Here is a 16,618-nt window from a genome sequence, read left to right on the forward strand (position 1 = left end):
TTTAAAAAAATCATATATAATTTGACGTCTTATCTGACGATTTTCTTCGAAGTCCTCCAATTTCTGTCCCTTGACCGGCCTTCCGATCCGGCCTATGCCTTAAAATACAAAATTCGTTGGGGTGCCTTTTCAAAGGCTGAGAGACGCTGATCGCGCCAACCCATTGAACCTGATCCGGGTAATACCTGCGTAGGGAACGGAGTTTGGCGCGTCGCGGACAAGGAGGAGCCTTCCTCCGGGGCAGCACCCCAAAACCCGCTCATGACGTCTCAATTTTCCGTTCGGAATGAGAGACGACATGATGGAGCAGAGACAGAACCTCTCCCGAACCACACCCAGCAACGGCCATGGCACGGCGCCCGTTCCCATTTGCGTCACCATTGCCGGTTCCGACAGTGGCGGCGGCGCGGGTATCCAGGCCGATCTCAAGACCTTTTCGGCGCTTGGCGTTTACGGCGCGAGCGTCATCACGGCGATCACCGCGCAGAACACCCTGACCGTCGCCGCCGTCCACGACGTCCCGTCCGACATCGTTGCGGCGCAGATCGATACGGTCTTCAGCGATCTCAATGTCGCCGCCGTCAAGATCGGCATGGTTTCGGTGCCCGAAACCATCGAGGCAACAGCCGCGGGTCTTGGTCATTTTTCCGGCCCCATCGTCCTCGATCCGGTGATGATCGCCAAGTCCGGCAGCCGCCTGCTCAGCGAAACGGCCATATCGACCTTGCGCGAAAAGCTGATCCCGCTTGCAAGCGTGCTTACCCCCAATCGTCCGGAAGCCGCCTGCCTGCTCGATTGCGCAATCGCCCGCAATGACGGCGAAGCCGAGGAACAGGGCCGCGCCCTGCTCACGCTCGGCGCAAAGGCGGTCTTGATGAAAGGCGGCCACGCGGAAGGCGACATCTGCGCCGACCTGCTCGTCCGCCCCGGCCAGCCGGTGTTCCGGCTGGAAGCGCCGCGCATCTACACGCAAAACACCCATGGCACGGGCTGCACGCTTTCCTCCGCGATTGCGGCCGGTCTCGGCAAGAACCTGTGTCTGGAACAGGCGCTTCGCGAAGCCCATGCCTATCTGCAAGCCGCGATCCTCTCTGCAAACAGGCTGCACGTCGGCAGCGGCCACGGCCCCGTGCATCATTTTCATAATCTGTGGGAGACGGTGTGATGCGCGTCACGATCATCGGCGCCGGTGTTGCGGGCCTTGCCTGCGCCGCGGAATTCAACGACCGGGGCCACGCCGTCACCGTCATTGCGAAAAGCACGGAAATCGGCTCCGATAGCTGTTCGTGGTTTGCGGGCGGAATGCTGGCGCCCTGGTGCGAAGGCGAAAGCGCCGAGGAACCCGTCGTCCGGCTGGGACAGGAAGCCATCGGCTGGTGGGAACGGCACGTCTCGACCGTCCGCCGCAAGGGAACGCTGGTGCTTTCGCACACGCGCGATGCGACCGAACTGCGCCGCTTCGCCCGCCGGACCGAAGCCTTCGATACGATCGGCCAGGAGAAGATCGACGCCCTGGAGCCGGATCTGGCGGGACGCTTCCGGCAGGGGCTGTTCTTTGCGCAGGAAGGCCATCTCAACCCGCGCGAGACGCTGATCGAGCTTGCCGAAAGATTGCAGAAGAAAGGCGTGGTCCTTCATCTGGGGCAGGATGCGAAAGACGTCAAAATCGAAACGGACGTGACCGTCGATGCACGCGGCCTTGCGGCCCGCGACCAGTTGCAGGACCTGCGCGGCGTGAAGGGCGAAATGCTTGTGGTCCGCTCCCGCGATATCAATCTTGCCCGTCCCGTGCGCCTGCTGCATCCGCGCATTCCGCTCTATATCGTGCCGCGCGGCGACGGCATCCACATGATCGGCGCGACCATGATCGAAAGCGACGAGCGAAGCGGCATCAGCGTCCGCTCGACGCTGGAAATGCTCAGCGCCGCCTATGCCCTGCACCCGGCATTTGGCGAGGCGGAAATTCTGGAAACCGGCGTCGATGCCCGCCCCGCCTTTCCCGACAACCTGCCGCGCGTGCGCAAGCGCGGCCAGACCATCTATGTCAACGGGCTTTACCGGCACGGCTTCCTGCTGTCGCCAGCGGTTGCGCGCATGGCGGTCGCGGCTGCCAGCGAACCGGAACAAAGACCTGAATTCCTGGAGGAACTGGCATGACCATCGTTCTCAATGGCGAGGCCGTCGAGACTGCCGCATCCGATCTCGCGGCCCTGCTCGCGGAAATCGAACTCGACGCGGCCGTGGTGGCGACCGCGCTTAACGGCGAATTCATCGCGAGCGACGAGCGCGGGGCAACCCCGATCGGCGAGGGCGACCGCATCGAGGTTCTGGCCCCGATGCAGGGAGGTTGAGATGCTTGAACTTTATGGAAAGACATTCGAAAGCCGCTTGCTGCTCGGCACGGCGCAATATCCGTCACCGGCCATTCTGGCGGATAGCGTCCGTTCGTCGAAGACGGAAATCGTGACCGTCTCGCTCCGGCGCGAAAGCGGCAACATGCGCGCCGGTCAGGATTTCTGGACGCTGATCAAGGATATGGGCGTATCCGTCCTGCCGAATACGGCCGGATGCCACACGCCGCGCGAAGCGGTCACCACGGCGAAGATGGCGCGGGAAATCTTCGGCACCAACTGGATCAAGCTCGAAGTCATCGGCGATCACGACACGCTGCAACCCGATCCTTTCGGGCTTGTGGAAGCCGCCCGCATTCTCTGCGATGACGGGTTTGAGGTCTTTCCCTATATGAACGACGATCTCATCGTCGCGGAAAGGCTGCTGGAAGCGGGCTGCAAGGTGCTGATGCCCTGGGGCGCGCCGATCGGTTCGGGCCGCGGCCTCAATAACCCTTATGCGCTCAAAACCATGCGCGGGCATTTCCCGGATGTTCCGCTGGTGGTGGATGCGGGCATTGGCGTGCCGTCCCATGCAGCGGCGGCAATGGAACTTGGCTTCGACGCCGTGCTGATCAACACCGCCGTCGCCAAGGCGGGCGATCCCGCCGCCATCGCGCGCGCATTCGCGCTCGCGGTCGAGGCCGGTCGCCTTGCCCATGAGGCCGACCCCATCGAGGCGCGCGACATGGCGGTGCCCTCCACGCCCCTTATCGGAAAGGCTTTTCTGTAATGGCCCTCGATCCGTTCTATCCGATCTTCGACAGCGCCGACTGGCTCAGGCGCATGGTGCCGCTCGGCATCAGGCTGGTGCAACTGCGCATCAAGGACAAGGACGATGCCGAACTGCGCGCGGAAATCCGCGCGGCGCGCGAAATCTGCGCGAGACATGACTGCCAGCTCATCGTCAACGACTACTGGAAACTGGCCATCGAGGAAGGCTGCGATTTTGTTCATCTGGGTCAGGAAGACCTTGACGATGCCGATCTCGACGCCATTCGGAAAAGCGGTCTGAAGCTTGGCGTTTCCAGCCATGACGAGGCGGAGCTTGGCCGCGCGCTCGCGCTGAAACCTGCCTATATCGCGCTCGGCCCCGTCTATCCGACCATTCTCAAGAAGATGAAATGGCACGAACAGGGGCTGGACCGCGTGCGTGAATGGAAAACAGCGCTCGCAGACATTCCGCCCGGAGACATTCCTCTTGTCGGCATTGGCGGCATGAATGTCGACCGCGCGCCCGGCGTTTTCGACGCCGGAGCCGATATCGTTTCCGTCGTCACCGACATCACCCTCAACCCCGATCCAGAGGCCCGCGTGCGGCAATGGATCGAAATTACACGGCCCTACGTAATTTAGTTTCTGGAGGAAACATTGAAAAAACTGGTTTTTGCAGCGCTGTTCAGCGCCACGGCTTCGTTCGCCCTGATTTCGACTCAGGCCGCGCAGGCAAACGATAAATTCAAGCTCATACTCGACTGGTATGTGAACCCCGATCATGGCCCGATCATCGTCGCCGACAAGCTCGGCTATTTCAAGGATGCGGGCCTCGATGTCGATATCGTCGCCCCGGCAGATGCTTCCGTGCCGCCGAAGATGGTGGCCGCCGGACAGGCGGATCTCGCGATCTCCTACCAGCAGCAGGTGCATCTCGACGTTCATGCCGATATTCCGCTGATCCGGGTCGGCACCCTGGTCGATTCCCCGCTCAACTGCCTGATGACCCGTGACGACGGATCGGTGAAATCCATCGCGGACCTCAAGGGCAGGAAGATCGGCTTCTCGGTCGCGGGCGTCGAGGAGACGGTGCTCGGCACCATTCTCAAGAAGCATGGCATCCAGCTCTCGGACGTCGAACTGATCAATGTGAATTTCTCCCTCGCCCCGTCGCTGATGTCGAAGCAGGTCGATGCGGTGATGGGCGCCTATCGCAATGTCGAACTGAACCAGATGGCGGTTGAAGGCGTCGCCGGCAAATGCTTCAATGTCGAAGAGGAAGGCGTGCCGGTCTATGACGAGCTTGTCTATGTCGCCAATCCCGGCAAGCTCGACGCTGCCGAAAAAGAGCGGATTTCACGCTTCCTCGCGGCGACCGAAAAAGGCGCGCAATATATCGTCAATCACCCGGAACAGAGCTTCGACGTGTTTGCGTCCTACAGTTCCGAACTCAAGGACGAACTGTACAAACGCGCCTGGAAAGACACGGTCGCCCGCTTCTCGCGCTCGCCCGCGAGCCTCGATTATGGGCGCTGGAGCCGCTACGAGGCCTATCTGAAGGAAAACGGCCTCGTCCCTTCGATCCTGCCTGTCGAAAAATTCGCCATCGACGTGAACGCGGAAGGAAACAGGCCATGACCATGCCACAGCCGCATTATTCTTCCGAACTGTTTACCCGTCTGCGCGCCGCGACGCCCGATGACTGGAAATCCTACATCGATCACCCGTTCGTGCACGGGCTTGGCGACGGCACTCTGCCGAAATCCGCTTTCCTGCATTATCTCCGGCAGGATTATGTCTATCTGCATCACTATGCCCGCGCCTTTGCGCTTGGCGTGATAAAGGCGGGCAACCTCAACGAAACACGGCTTTGCGCCGACATCATGCATCGGCTTGCAGTGACCGAACTGCCGCTGCATGTCGGCATTTGCGGGCGCGAGGGCATCGGCGAAGAGGAGCTTTACAACACGCGCGAGGAGCCGGAAAACCTCGCCTATACGCGCTATGTGCTCGATTGCGGGCAGTCCGGCGACTTTCTCGACCTGCTCACCGCCCTCGTGCCCTGCGCGCATGGCTATGGCGAGATCGGGCTGAAGCTTGCGGCGACGGCCAAGCCCGGCACGCCCTATCGGGAGTGGATCGACACCTATGCCGGGTCCGGCTATCAGGACATGTGCCACACGGTCGGCAAGCTGTTCGATCAGGCCGCGAAGGACCGCATCGGCGCGGATTTCGAGAACAGTCCGCGCTGGCCGAGGCTTTGCCGGATTTTTGCAACCGCCAGCAGGCTTGAAGCCGATTTCTGGGGCATGGGTCTCAAGGGAGCGGAAAGCTAGGTGAACACTCTCGTTCGCTCCCGCAAGAAACGCATCGCCGACGGGTTGCTGTCGGCGATTGCCGTACTGGGTCTATGGCAGGCGGTGGTGACGGTCTGGCAGATGCCGCGCTTCATCCTGCCCGGTCCGCTCGATGTGGCGCTCTCGCTCGTCACCAATGCGCGGCTGATTGCCGATAATGCCATCGTGACCGCTGGCGAAGTGCTGGGCGGGCTTTTTCTCGGCTCGGCCATCGGCGTGCTGACCGCCATCGGGCTGATGATGTCGCCGCTTGCGCAACGCCTCGTCATGCCGGTGATGGTGTTCAGCCAGGCGATCCCGATCTTCGCGCTCGCCCCGATCCTCACGCTCTGGCTCGGCTATGGTCCCGCATCGAAGATCGCCGTCACCATTTTGATGATCTTCTTTCCCGTCGTTTCCACCTTTCTGGACGGAATGCAGCGTACCGATCAAACCCTGATCGACGCGGCGGAAAATCTCGGCGCCGGGCGGATGCATATTCTCTTCAGCGTGCGCATACCGGCAGCCTTCCCTTCGCTTGCCTCGGGACTGAGCCTTGCCAGCGTCTATGCGCCGATTGGCGCCGTGGTCGGCGAATGGGTCGGGGCTTCGAAGGGGCTTGGCTATCTGATGCTGCTTGCCAATGGCCGCGCCAAGGTGGACCTGATGTTCGCAAGCCTTTTCGTGCTCGCGGCCTTCACCATGCTTCTACATGCGACGGTTTCGTATTTTGCGCGCAAGCTCGCCGCATGGCCGCGCAAAACGGCATGAAAAAACCGGCGGTCGCCCGCCGGTTCTCGCATTCACGCATCTGGGGTCAGGCCAGCGTATAGGCCGTCTTGACGGTGGTGTAGAACTCGGCTGCGTAACGGCCCTGTTCGCGCGGGCCGAAGCTCGAACCCTTGCGTCCGCCGAACGGCACATGGAAATCGACCCCTGCGGTCGGCAGGTTGACCATGACCATGCCCGCTTCCGAATTGCGCTTGAAGTGGGTAGCGTGTTTCAGGCTCGTCGTGCAGATGCCCGACGACAAGCCGAAGCTCGTATCGTTGGCCGTGGCAAGCGCTTCCTCGTAATCCTTGACGCGGATGACCGAAGCGACCGGGCCGAAGATTTCCTCGCGGCTGATGCGCATCTGGTTGGTCGCTTCCGTGAACAGCGCGGGCTGGAGATAGAAGCCCGGCGTTTCGCGGTTGAGGCGTTCGCCGCCAAAGGCAAGCTTGGCGCCTTCCTTGCGGCCGATTTCGATATAGTCCATGTCCTGCTGGAGCTGGCTTTCGTCCACGACCGGGCCGATATGCGTGCCCTGCTTCAGGGCATTGTCGACCGTCACGCTCTTCAGCTTTTCGATGGCGGCGGCGACGAACTTGTCGTGGATGCCCTCGGTCACGATGACGCGCGAGGAAGCCGTGCAGCGCTGGCCGGTTGAGAAGAAGGACGAATTGACGACCGATTCCACGGCGACATTGAGATCCGCATCATCGAGGACCACGACCGGGTTCTTGCCGCCCATTTCAAGCTGGAAGCGGCGATTATGCTCGATGGAGGCCGTCGCGACGCGCTTGCCGGTGCCCGTCGAGCCGGTGAAGGTGACGGCGTTGACGTCGGCGCTGTCGAGGATGGTCTGACCGACCACGGAACCCTTGCCCATGACGAGATTGAGAACGCCCTTCGGCAGACCGCAGCGATGCAGGATGTCGACAATCGCCCAGGAGCAGCCCGGTACCAGATCGGCCGGCTTGAAGACGACGGTGTTGCCGTAGCAAAGCGCGGGCGCGATCTTCCATGCCGGGATGGCGATCGGGAAATTCCACGGCGTGATGATGCCGACGACGCCGACAGGCTCACGCGTGACTTCGACGCCGATGCCCGGACGCGCGGACGGCAGAACCTCACCCGCAAGGCGAAGGCACTCGCCCGCGAAGAAATCGAAAATCTGGCTGGCGCGGATGGTTTCGCCGATGCCCTCGGCAAGCGTCTTGCCTTCCTCGCGCGACAGGAGGCGGCCAAGTTCGTCCTTGCGCGCCAGAATCTCGTCGGCGGTTTTGCGCAGGATCGCATGGCGCTCCAGAATACCGGACCGCGACCAGGCCGGGAACGCCGCCTTGGCGGCAGCAATCGCAGCCCTGGTGTCGTCGGCGGTCGCCCGCGCATAGGTGCCCACGACATCATTGGTGTCCGACGGATTGATGTTGGCGATCCCGTCGCCGCCTACCCATTCGCCCGCAATCAGATTTTGATGGATGGTCATGATCTCTCCCTGTGCATCGCACGGCCTGATATATCTCGCCAAGACCCTTCACCCATGAGCGGCGGAATTGCAAGACTGTAGCGTCGTTGTAACGAAAAAAGTGAAATACACGCCGTTCTTTCACGATGAATGATTGCATATCGGCGTTTTCTTCTACCTGAAGTCCAGGCTTGCAAATTTGCCACAGTCAAACAATCACGCGGAAAATAGCGATTTTCCGTCTTGGCAAAAATCAATGCTCATTTATTGTGCAAACATCTGCAACACTGGCAAGGAGGTATGAGATGCGTGTCTATTACCCAACCCCAATGGTGCCCAGTGTTCGCGCGGGCGCCGCAAATTTCTAGGTTCGCGGCCCGCAATTCAGGCTAAGGCCTGAACGCCCGTTTCGGGCGCATTTTCAAAATCATCGCTTATCGTGGCCCTCTTCGGCGGGCCGATAGTCCTGTTTTCTCTCTTGAAGGGCCAGCACCGTCTTCGCGCGGGCTGGTGGTATCAATATGACTCGGTTTCGCATCGATTTCCGGGGACCGGCGTTTCGCAACGTCCTCGGCTACACTTTCAGTCATTGGCGAAGTCAGCCTCTGCGGCTGGCGCTGATGATAATCGGCATGCTGCTTGCAACGGCCGCAGATGTTCTCACCCCGCTTTATTCCGGGCGTCTGGTCGACGCGCTTTCGCTTGGCAGCGACAGCGCGTGGAACGCCGCGATCAGCGCGCTTGTCGTTCTGCTTGCGCTGGGCGCTTTGGCGCTGATCACGCGTCAGCTGACCTTCTATGTCATCACGGATTTCACGCTGAAGATCATGAGCGACATGGCGGCAAGCTCGTTCCGCAGGCTACAGCGGTTTTCAACCGACTGGCACGCAAACGCCTTCGCCGGATCGACGGTGCGCAAGGTGTCGCGCGCCATGTGGGCGCTCGACCTGCTCAACGACACGCTGATCATCGCCCTGCTTCCGTCGTTGCTCATGCTGATGGGTTCGGTTGCCCTGCTTTCGTGGTACTGGCCGGTCATGGGCCTGATGGTCGCGATCGGCTCGGCGCTTTTCATCGCCTGCACCGCCGCTATTTCGCTCGGCTTCGTCGCGCCTGCCGCAACGCTCGCCAATAGCTGGGACACGCGCATGGGCGGCGCGCTCGCCGACGCCATTTCATGCAATGCCGTCGTCAAGGCTTTCGGCGCCGAAGCCCGCGAAGACGTGCGCCTTGCGAAAGTCGTCACCAAATGGCGCAGCCGGACACGCCGTACCTGGCTGATCGGCACGCTGAACGGCTTCATTCAGGGCGCGAACCTTCTGGTGATGCGCGGTGTCGTCATCGTCTTTGCGCTCTATCTGTGGAGCCAGGGCAAGGCAACGGCCGGTGACATCACCTTCGTCCTGACCGCCTTCTTCATGTTGCAGGGCTATCTGCGCGATGTGGGTATGCATATCCGCAACCTGCAACGCTCGGTCAACGACATGGAGGAACTGGTCGATATAGAGGCACAGCCCTACGGCATTGCCGACAGGCCGCGCGCGCCTGCGATCAGGATCGGAAATGGCGAGATCACCTTCGATCACGTCACCTTCCATTACGGCAATCACGAAGCCGCGCTCTATCGCGACTTTTCAGTCAGGATCGAAGCCGGAGAGCGTGTCGGTCTGGTCGGTCATTCGGGTTCGGGCAAGACAACATTCGTCAAGCTGATCCAGCGGCTCTATGACGTCAACGACGGCGCGATCCACATCGACGGGCAGAACATAGCCGAGGTCACGCAGGCATCGCTCCGGTCGCAGATTGCCATCGTGCAGCAGGAGCCGATCCTGTTTCACCGCACGCTGGACGAGAACATCGCCTATGCCCGCCCCGGCGCGACACAGGCCGAGATCGAGGAAGCGGCACGGCTTGCAAGCGCGCACGACTTCATCAGCCGCCTGCCGAAGGGCTATGCAACGCTCGTCGGCGAACGCGGCGTGAAGCTTTCGGGCGGCGAGCGCCAGCGCGTGGCGATTGCCCGTGCGTTTCTGGCCGATGCGCCGGTCCTCATTCTGGACGAGGCAACGTCGAGCCTCGATTCGGAATCGGAGGTGCTGATCCAGCAGGCAATGGAGCGCCTGATGGTCGGCCGCACGACGCTCGTCATCGCGCACCGGCTTTCGACGGTTCGCGCGCTCGATCGGCTGCTGGTCTTCGACAAGGGCAAAATCCTTGAAGAAGGCGACCACGATGCGCTCATCCGCAAGCCGGACGGCATTTATCGCCGTCTGTTCGAGCGGCAGGCGCTGGAACTGACCAAGGGGCTGGAGGATATAATTTAGCCCTGGTCAAGCTGGCGGTTTGCCGGCGGACTGGCGGACGATGAGTTTGTAATCGATCTGGCGGGACGGAGACGCCTCGCCGGTTTCGATATGGCGCAAAAGCATGTCCGCCGCACCGCGCGTCATCTCGAAGATCGGCTGGCGCACGGTGGTAATCTGCGGCGAGATCATACGAGCGATGGCGCTGTCGTCGAAGCCCACCACGGTGAGGTCGCCCGGAATGGAAAGGCCGCGATCATGCGCGATCTGCATGACCGCAGCCGCCATATCGTCATTGGATGCGAAAATTGCCGTCGGCCTGTTTTCCAGCGCCAGCAGTTTTTGCCCGGCGGCAAGGCCGCTGGCGAAACTGAAACCGCCCTGCACTTCATAATCCGGGTTGCGCGCAATGCCTGCCTTTTGCAGAGCATGGCGATAACCGGCAAGGCGCAATTCCGCCGAACGGTGAGTCGGATCGCCAATGACTATGGCGATTTTCCTGTGACCAAGCTTCAGAAGATAGTTCACAAGCTCTATCGCCGCCGCCTCGTCATCGATGGAGACGCTATCGGTCGGCAGCACGCTGATATCGCCCGCCACGCGGGCAAAAGGCATGGCCGAGGCGGTCAGTTCGCGCAGGATTTCGGGATCGTCCGACATGGGCGGCGTTACGATAATGCCATCGAGACCGGAGGCATGGGCCGTTTCAATCAGGGCGCCGCGAATATCATTGCGGTTTTCAACCGGGAAGATCAGCAGACGATATCGCGTATCGCGCAGGCGGTCGAGCGCCCCCATCTGTAGTTCCGTGACATAGCTGGCGCTCGGATTCTCGAAGAACAGCCCGATCAGGTGCGAGCGCCGCTCCACCAGATTGCGCGCCGCCGCATTGGGCCGATAGCGCAGTTCGGCGCCTGCCTGCCTGACCTTTTCCCGAATGGCTTCGCGCACATTCGGCTCGTCATTATAGACGCGCGAAACGGTTTTTATCGACACGCCCGCAAGGCGCGCCACATCATGTATCGTCGCTCTTTTGCCCGTTGCGGCCATTGCCCGTCATGATCCTCCTCAAAATATCTGTCTTCGTAACCCGTTGGCCGGGAAACGAAAAGGACAAACATTTCAAGGGATGGAACATATCCTGGATCGGGTGAGGAAACGCACCTCGCGCCCGTTATCGAGCGAGAACATGCCGCCGCGCCCCGGAACGACATCGATGATGAGTTCGGTATGCTTCCAGGCTTCATATTGCGGGCCGCTGATATAGACCGGCGCACCGCCGATTTCACCCAGTTTCACGTCGGTGTCGCCGACGATGAATTCGCCCTGTGGATAGCACATGGGAGAAGACCCATCGCAACAGCCGCCCGACTGGTGGAACATGATCGGCCCGTATTCGGCCTGCAATTCGCGGATGAGATCGAGAGCGGCGGGCGTGGCGCTGACCTGTCCCATGCCATCGTTACGATCCTGCTGCATTTCCTCCTCCTCTTATCAAGGAAGCCACGCGGTTGCCCGGGCAGACACGCCCGGGCCCCTTGGGAGGGTAAACCGAAATCGCTTTTCCCGCACTTTTTTCACAAGCGCGGAGTTCGCCAGTTGGCGTAGGGGGTAAATTCCGGCTCTGATGAGCCGGAATTTAAGTTCTTTAAAAGAATCCGAGCTTCTTCGGGCTATAACTCACCAGCATGTTCTTGGTGTTCTGGTAGTGATCGAGCATCTTCAGGTGGTTTTCGCGCCCGATACCGGACTGCTTGTAGCCGCCGAAGGCCGCATGGGCCGGATAGGCGTGGTAGCAGTTGGTCCACACACGACCGGCCTGAATGGCGCGGCCGAAGCGATAGGCGCGTGTGCCGTCGCGGGTCCAGATACCGGCGCCCAGACCGTAAAGCGTGTCATTGGCGATCGACAGCGCTTCGGCATCGTCCTTGAAGGTCGCGACCGACACGACCGGGCCGAAGATTTCCTCCTGGAAAACGCGCATCTTGTTATGGCCCTTGAACACGGTTGGCTTGACGTAATAGCCGCCCGCCAGATCGCCCGGCAGCATGTTGCGCTCGCCGCCTGTCAGGACTTCCGCGCCTTCCTGACGTCCGATGTCGAAATAGCTCAGGATCTTTTCAAGCTGCTCGCTGGACGCCTGCGCACCGATCATCGTGGCCGGGTCGAGCGGGTCGCCCTGCACGATGGCCTCCACGCGTTTCAGGGCCTTTTCCATGAATTCGTCATAGATGGATTCCTGCACAAGGGCGCGGCTCGGACAGGTGCAGACCTCGCCCTGATTGAGCGCGAACATCACGAAGCCTTCAATGGCCTTGTCGAGAAAATCGTCGTCCTCGGCAGCCACGTCCTTGAAGAAGATGTTGGGCGATTTGCCGCCCAGTTCCAGCGTGACCGGAATGAGGTTCTGGCTGGCATATTGCATGATCAGGCGCCCGGTCGTCGTCTCGCCGGTAAAGGCGATCTTGGCGATGCGCGGGCTCGATGCCAGCGGCTTGCCCGCTTCCAGACCGAAACCGTTGACGATATTGAGCACGCCCGCAGGCAGAAGATCGGCGATCAGTTCGGCCAGAACAAGGATCGAGGCCGGGGTCTGTTCGGCGGGCTTCAGCACCACGCAATTGCCTGCTGCCAGCGCCGGGGCGAGCTTCCACGTCGCCATCAGAAGCGGGAAGTTCCACGGGATGATCTGGCCCACGACACCGAGCGGTTCGTGGAAATGATAGGCGACCGTATCGTGGTCAAGTTCGGAAATGCCGCCCTCCTGCGCGCGGATCACGCCCGCGAAATAACGGAAGTGATCGACCGCCAGCGGCAGGTCGGCAGCGGTGGTTTCGCGGATCGGCTTGCCGTTGTCCCAGGTTTCAGCCGCCGCGAGAGCAGGCAGGTTTTCCTCAATCCGGTCGGCAATGCGATTGAGGATGAGCGCGCGTTCAGCCGCGCTCGTCTTGCCCCAGGCATCCTTGGCGGCATGCGCTGCGTCGAGAGCCGCTTCCACATCGGCGGCCTCCGAACGCGCCACTTCGCAGAGCACCTGACCGTTGACCGGCGAGATGTTGTCGAAATAGCGGCCCGACTTTGGCTCGACCCACTTGCCCCCGATGAAATTTCCATAGCGTTTGGCAAAAGCCGGTTTCACCGTCCGGCTGAATTCAACCTTGTTCATGACTTCCTCCCGAAACAGCGCGTCCCGAAACGTGCAAAACGGTTTTCGGGCAAGATGCGCGTTATGATAAAAGAGCCGCTCCTCCGGCGCTTCGGTCTTCAGGATGTCGCCGCGAGGGCAAAGTGTCACCTGCCCTTCATGCGCTCACACCGCCATCTGTCGCAATATTGAGACAGTTTCGCCCGCCTATTTCAGCATGGCTTCATCAGTGCGAGCGGATGATCTTCAGACGGTTCAGCTTGCGGTGCAGCGTCGCCCGGCTGATGCCAAGAAGCTGCGCGGCAGAGGAAATATTGCCTTCCGCGCGCGCCAGCGCCCGCAGGATCACGCCGCGCTCCGATTCCGCCATGTCCTCGCGCGGATCGGCCGACGTTCCAAGAAGATCGGCCGCAGGCAGCGGATCTGCCAGCGCGTCGTCGTCCAGTTCCAGCGCAAGCCGCGCGGCGCGCGTTGCGCCGATGACGAGGTCGTCCTTGTCGACGGCGATCAGCGCCCCTCCGGTCCGGTCGGGACTCGGCGCCAGCATGATACGGGCTTCGGGAAAGGCCTGACGGAAATTCTCCGCCTCGATCCGCCGCGCGGCGTCGATGACGGCCACCGATATGAGCTGTACGAAAGCTTCGGTCAGATCGGCGCGGCAGGAAGAAACATCGAGCGCCGCCATCAGCCGTCCCCGGTGATCGTGGATCGGCGCGACAGTGCAGGAAAGCCCGATATTGCGCGTGTGGAAATGCTGTTCGCGATGGATCGTCAGGGGGCGCTGCTCGACGATGCAGGTGCCGATGCCGTTGGTGCCTTCGCTCTGCTCGCTCCAGACCGCGCCGGTCCACAAACCCCATCGATAGAAAGTATCGTCATCGCCGGGAGCGCCGCGCCGTTCCACCGGCACGCCTTCGCTATCGGCCAGAAGCACGCAGCAGCCCACGCCGCCGACGGCCAGATAAAGCCGGTCCATGCTGGCCTGCGCGATGCTGGACAGCCGTTCGAGACGCTGGTGCGCCGTTCGAAATTCTCCGTCGGAAAGTGTTCGAACCGAACCCGGCTCGGCCGGATCGAGCCCGTGCAGTTCCGCCGAACGGCGCCATGAGGCAACCAGAGCCGACCGGGCCGCCCCGTCGGCTGTTCCTATCGCAGATTGAATCCGGTCCGCATGTATCCGGTCTTGCGGTGCGCCCATCTTTTCCTCCCAGAAAGGCTGGAACCCGCTCTCCGGCAGAATAATGACCGCTTAAGCCCCGACTGGCAAGTGGACTCCGGGACAGGAAAGCCTCACGGCATCGGCTCGACCGGGCTTCGATCCGCGGTAACGGAGGTTTCCGGCAGGGCTTCGATCAGTTCGACCTCGTTTTCGGCACACAGATCCCGCAACTGCGTCGACGGGCATCGATCGGTGATGAACGTGTCGATCTGCGAGATATGCCCGATGCGTACCGGCGCCGTGCGTTCGAGTTTCGTGGAATCGGTGACCAGAATGACGTGCCGGGCATTGGCGATGATGGCCTGCGCGACCTTCACTTCCCGGAAATCGAAATCCAGAAGCGCCCCGTCCTCATCCATGGCGGAAGCGCCGATGATCGCATAATCCACCTTGAACTGGCGGATAAAATCGACCGCCGCCTCGCCGACGATCCCGCCATCGGAGGGGCGCACCACGCCGCCCGCGACGACCACCTCTATCGAGGGATGGACGCGCAAGGTGTTGGCGACATTGATGTTGTTGGTAATGACCATCAGATGATCGTGATCGACGAGCGCCTGGCTGACGGCTTCGGTCGTGGTGCCGATATTGATGAACAGGGAAGCGCCGTCAGGAATGATTTCAGCGGCGGCGCGCCCGATCGATTCCTTTTCGACGGCGGCAATGCGGCGGCGGGCCTCATATTCCATGTTCTCGACGCCGGAGGGATAAAGCGCGCCGCCATGAATGCGGCGCAGCAACCGGGCGCGGCAAAGGTCGTTCAGGTCCTTGCGCACCGTCTGCGGCGTCACCTCGAAAGCCGTGGCAAGGTCGTCTACCAGAACCTGCCCCTGCCTGCGGGCAAGCTCGAGGATCGCATTGTGGCGGGGCGTGAGCTGCATCTTGTTCCCGGAACTGGAATTATTCTGATTTCAGTCCGACAATTTCGCGTTTTTTGCGTAGAAAGCAACCGATTCCGTGCGCACCGCCTTCGCTTTTCTGCGCTTTTCGGCAAAACAAAACAAAATGAAACCGGCCAGCGCCGGTCACGGCGTGTGAAACCCGCGCATGAACGCAATCAGTCCAGGTCGAAGCGTTCCCCGTACATCCTGTGCAGCTTGCAGGCGACTTCCGTGCGGTTTGCCGCTCCGATCTTCTTCATGATGTTATGGACATGGGCCTTGACCGTGCCCTCGCTCATGCCCAGCTCGAAGGCAATGATCTTGTTCGACTTTCCGATGCGGATTGCGTGAACGACCTCGATCTCGCGGGCGGTCAGCAACTCGCCCAGCACATCGTCGTCGACATCGGTAGGCGCCGTCTGGAATGCAATCGACGCAGGCACATACATGCCGCCGGCGGCGGCAAGATGGAGGGCTTCAACGCAGACCTTGATGTCCACCGAGGTCGGTATATAGCCGCGCGCGCCGATTTCCAGAGCACGGACGACCTGCGTCCATTCCTCCCGCTCGGCAAGGAAGACGACGGGAACCGGCCGCCAAAGCTCGATGACGGCGTGCAGTTTCTCCGAGAAAAACGGATCGGCTAGGCGCTTGGAGCCGATATGGATCAGGACGACCGCGATATCATCCGCGGGGTCGGCGCATTCGATGACCGATTGCGTCTCGACCTGAAGCTTCAGGCCGTTCACCGCCAGCCCGTTTTGAAGGCACTGGCGTTCAAGATTGCTTTTGCAGACCAGCAGTATGCGGCGATCCTGCGCGGCCTCGATTGCCGCAGCATCTCCCCGATCACCAAAATCATCCCGCCTTGCCCAAAGGCTGTCCCCTCTTGTTTCCAACATGTGATTCTCCCCGCGCTACGCAAGCTGCTTATGTTTATGCGTCCAACTATTACTTTCGTTGAATGCGGACGTTTTACCATGCGTGCTTTGGCTGCCTGTTCCATCAGGCTGGCCTAAATAGTGCTATTCGGAAATAATCGTGTCATTAACTTATGTTAGCAACATCAAAAAAATATGACTGTCCATAGGAAAGGGCCAGAGAGCAAGAGGATATAAACTCTATATCTTTCGTTTAGATGGATTTTAATTTTACTGAATTTATCGACATATCCCTCGGCGGCGGCGCACATTCAGACCGGCCTGCGTGTCCTGGAAGCAGCAACCATCAGCAGCGCGTTAGCAGTCAAACTGTGGGGAAATGTGGTTCGCCAATGCGGCGAATACGATCAGGCATTCGGCTTGCAATGGTCGGAGTGAGAGGATTCGAACCTCCGACCCCCTCGTCCCGAACGGCGTGGGCTTCGATAAAGCGCAATGTTTTCAACAAAACCGATTTGC

16 protein-coding genes and 1 riboswitch are annotated in these 16,618 nt (G+C 60.8%); of the genes, 9 read left to right on the forward strand and 7 right to left on the reverse strand.

Going from position 1 to position 16,618, the window contains the following annotated elements; translation table 11 throughout:
• Window positions 1-107 precede the first annotated feature (107 nt).
• A riboswitch (TPP riboswitch) is annotated at window positions 108-213 on the forward strand.
• An 88-nt stretch (window positions 214-301) separates the two neighbouring features.
• From thiD to FHS76_RS11560, 8 genes are read left to right on the forward strand one after another with little or no spacing between them, the layout of a single operon-like run.
• On the forward strand, window positions 302-1,165 hold the full coding sequence (gene thiD / locus FHS76_RS11525; protein WP_183652376.1) for a bifunctional hydroxymethylpyrimidine kinase/phosphomethylpyrimidine kinase: 864 nt from the start codon (window positions 302-304) through the stop codon (window positions 1,163-1,165).
• Window positions 1,165-2,157 (forward strand): glycine oxidase ThiO, encoded by a 993-nt coding sequence (gene thiO, locus FHS76_RS11530; protein ID WP_183652310.1) that lies wholly within the window; start codon window positions 1,165-1,167, stop codon window positions 2,155-2,157. The genes thiD and thiO overlap by 1 nt, the downstream gene beginning before the upstream one ends.
• Window positions 2,154-2,351 (forward strand): sulfur carrier protein ThiS, encoded by a 198-nt coding sequence (gene thiS, locus FHS76_RS11535; RefSeq protein ID WP_183652313.1) that lies wholly within the window; start codon window positions 2,154-2,156, stop codon window positions 2,349-2,351. The genes thiO and thiS overlap by 4 nt, the downstream gene beginning before the upstream one ends.
• 1 nt (window position 2,352) lies before the next feature.
• Complete coding sequence (locus tag FHS76_RS11540) at window positions 2,353-3,123, forward strand: thiazole synthase (RefSeq protein ID WP_183652317.1); 771 nt, start codon at window positions 2,353-2,355, stop codon at window positions 3,121-3,123.
• Window positions 3,123-3,746: a thiamine phosphate synthase gene (locus tag FHS76_RS11545; protein WP_183652320.1), complete on the forward strand. Its 624-nt coding sequence runs from the start codon at window positions 3,123-3,125 to the stop codon at window positions 3,744-3,746. Before FHS76_RS11540 ends, FHS76_RS11545 begins: the two co-directional genes overlap by 1 nt.
• A 15-nt stretch (window positions 3,747-3,761) precedes the next feature.
• On the forward strand, window positions 3,762-4,742 hold the full coding sequence (locus FHS76_RS11550; RefSeq protein ID WP_183652323.1) for an ABC transporter substrate-binding protein: 981 nt from the start codon (window positions 3,762-3,764) through the stop codon (window positions 4,740-4,742).
• Window positions 4,739-5,440, forward strand: coding sequence for a thiaminase II (gene tenA / locus FHS76_RS11555; protein ID WP_183652326.1), 702 nt, complete (start codon window positions 4,739-4,741; stop codon window positions 5,438-5,440). The genes FHS76_RS11550 and tenA overlap by 4 nt, the downstream gene beginning before the upstream one ends.
• Entirely contained in the window at window positions 5,441-6,211 is a 771-nt protein-coding gene (locus FHS76_RS11560; protein ID WP_183652329.1) for an ABC transporter permease, read from the forward strand.
• Window positions 6,212-6,257: 46 nt separating this feature from the next.
• Here FHS76_RS11560 and FHS76_RS11565 read toward each other — a convergent pair whose 3' ends face one another.
• Window positions 6,258-7,691 (reverse strand): aldehyde dehydrogenase family protein, encoded by a 1,434-nt coding sequence (locus tag FHS76_RS11565; protein ID WP_183652332.1) that lies wholly within the window; start codon window positions 7,689-7,691, stop codon window positions 6,258-6,260.
• A 500-nt stretch (window positions 7,692-8,191) separates the two neighbouring features.
• On the opposite strand from FHS76_RS11565, the gene FHS76_RS11570 reads away from it, so the two are divergent.
• Window positions 8,192-9,994: an ABC transporter ATP-binding protein gene (locus FHS76_RS11570; protein WP_183652334.1), complete on the forward strand. Its 1,803-nt coding sequence runs from the start codon at window positions 8,192-8,194 to the stop codon at window positions 9,992-9,994.
• Between the two features lie 6 nt (window positions 9,995-10,000).
• Here the strand turns inward: FHS76_RS11570 and FHS76_RS11575 are convergent, their stop codons facing one another.
• From FHS76_RS11575 to FHS76_RS11600, 6 genes are all read right to left on the reverse strand, one after another.
• Window positions 10,001-11,023, reverse strand: a complete 1,023-nt coding sequence (locus FHS76_RS11575) for a LacI family DNA-binding transcriptional regulator (RefSeq protein ID WP_183652336.1) — start codon at window positions 11,021-11,023, stop codon at window positions 10,001-10,003.
• A 72-nt stretch (window positions 11,024-11,095) separates the two neighbouring features.
• Window positions 11,096-11,452: a DUF779 domain-containing protein gene (locus FHS76_RS11580; protein WP_183652338.1), complete on the reverse strand. Its 357-nt coding sequence runs from the start codon at window positions 11,450-11,452 to the stop codon at window positions 11,096-11,098.
• Window positions 11,453-11,621: 169 nt separating this feature from the next.
• The gene (gene adh / locus FHS76_RS11585; RefSeq protein WP_183652340.1) at window positions 11,622-13,139 is read right to left on the reverse strand and encodes an aldehyde dehydrogenase; all 1,518 of its coding nucleotides are present in this window, start codon (window positions 13,137-13,139) and stop codon (window positions 11,622-11,624) included.
• A gap of 205 nt (window positions 13,140-13,344) precedes the next feature.
• Window positions 13,345-14,316, reverse strand: coding sequence for a GAF domain-containing protein (locus FHS76_RS11590; protein ID WP_183652342.1), 972 nt, complete (start codon window positions 14,314-14,316; stop codon window positions 13,345-13,347).
• A 92-nt stretch (window positions 14,317-14,408) separates the two neighbouring features.
• Window positions 14,409-15,218, reverse strand: coding sequence for a DeoR/GlpR family DNA-binding transcription regulator (locus tag FHS76_RS11595; protein ID WP_183652344.1), 810 nt, complete (start codon window positions 15,216-15,218; stop codon window positions 14,409-14,411).
• A gap of 176 nt (window positions 15,219-15,394) precedes the next feature.
• Window positions 15,395-16,120, reverse strand: coding sequence for a response regulator transcription factor (locus tag FHS76_RS11600; protein WP_183652347.1), 726 nt, complete (start codon window positions 16,118-16,120; stop codon window positions 15,395-15,397).
• Window positions 16,121-16,618: the final 498 nt, after the last annotated feature.

It is taken from the genome of Brucella daejeonensis (genome assembly GCF_014199265.1).
In the GTDB taxonomy this organism is placed as follows: domain Bacteria; phylum Pseudomonadota; class Alphaproteobacteria; order Rhizobiales; family Rhizobiaceae; genus Brucella; species Brucella daejeonensis.

Coding starts and splice junctions, on each gene's coding strand:
- thiD (WP_183652376.1), top strand. CDS start 302: ATGGAGCAGAGACAGAACCTCTCCCGAACCACACCCAGCAACGGCCAT.
- thiO (WP_183652310.1), top strand. CDS start 1,165: ATGCGCGTCACGATCATCGGCGCCGGTGTTGCGGGCCTTGCCTGCGCC.
- thiS (WP_183652313.1), top strand. CDS start 2,154: ATGACCATCGTTCTCAATGGCGAGGCCGTCGAGACTGCCGCATCCGAT.
- FHS76_RS11540 (WP_183652317.1), top strand. CDS start 2,353: ATGCTTGAACTTTATGGAAAGACATTCGAAAGCCGCTTGCTGCTCGGC.
- FHS76_RS11545 (WP_183652320.1), top strand. CDS start 3,123: ATGGCCCTCGATCCGTTCTATCCGATCTTCGACAGCGCCGACTGGCTC.
- tenA (WP_183652326.1), top strand. CDS start 4,739: ATGACCATGCCACAGCCGCATTATTCTTCCGAACTGTTTACCCGTCTG.
- FHS76_RS11565 (WP_183652332.1), bottom strand. CDS start 7,691: ATGACCATCCATCAAAATCTGATTGCGGGCGAATGGGTAGGCGGCGAC.
- FHS76_RS11570 (WP_183652334.1), top strand. CDS start 8,192: ATGACTCGGTTTCGCATCGATTTCCGGGGACCGGCGTTTCGCAACGTC.
- FHS76_RS11575 (WP_183652336.1), bottom strand. CDS start 11,023: ATGGCCGCAACGGGCAAAAGAGCGACGATACATGATGTGGCGCGCCTT.
- FHS76_RS11580 (WP_183652338.1), bottom strand. CDS start 11,452: ATGCAGCAGGATCGTAACGATGGCATGGGACAGGTCAGCGCCACGCCC.
- adh (WP_183652340.1), bottom strand. CDS start 13,139: ATGAACAAGGTTGAATTCAGCCGGACGGTGAAACCGGCTTTTGCCAAA.
- FHS76_RS11590 (WP_183652342.1), bottom strand. CDS start 14,316: ATGGGCGCACCGCAAGACCGGATACATGCGGACCGGATTCAATCTGCG.
- FHS76_RS11595 (WP_183652344.1), bottom strand. CDS start 15,218: ATGCAGCTCACGCCCCGCCACAATGCGATCCTCGAGCTTGCCCGCAGG.
- FHS76_RS11600 (WP_183652347.1), bottom strand. CDS start 16,120: ATGTTGGAAACAAGAGGGGACAGCCTTTGGGCAAGGCGGGATGATTTT.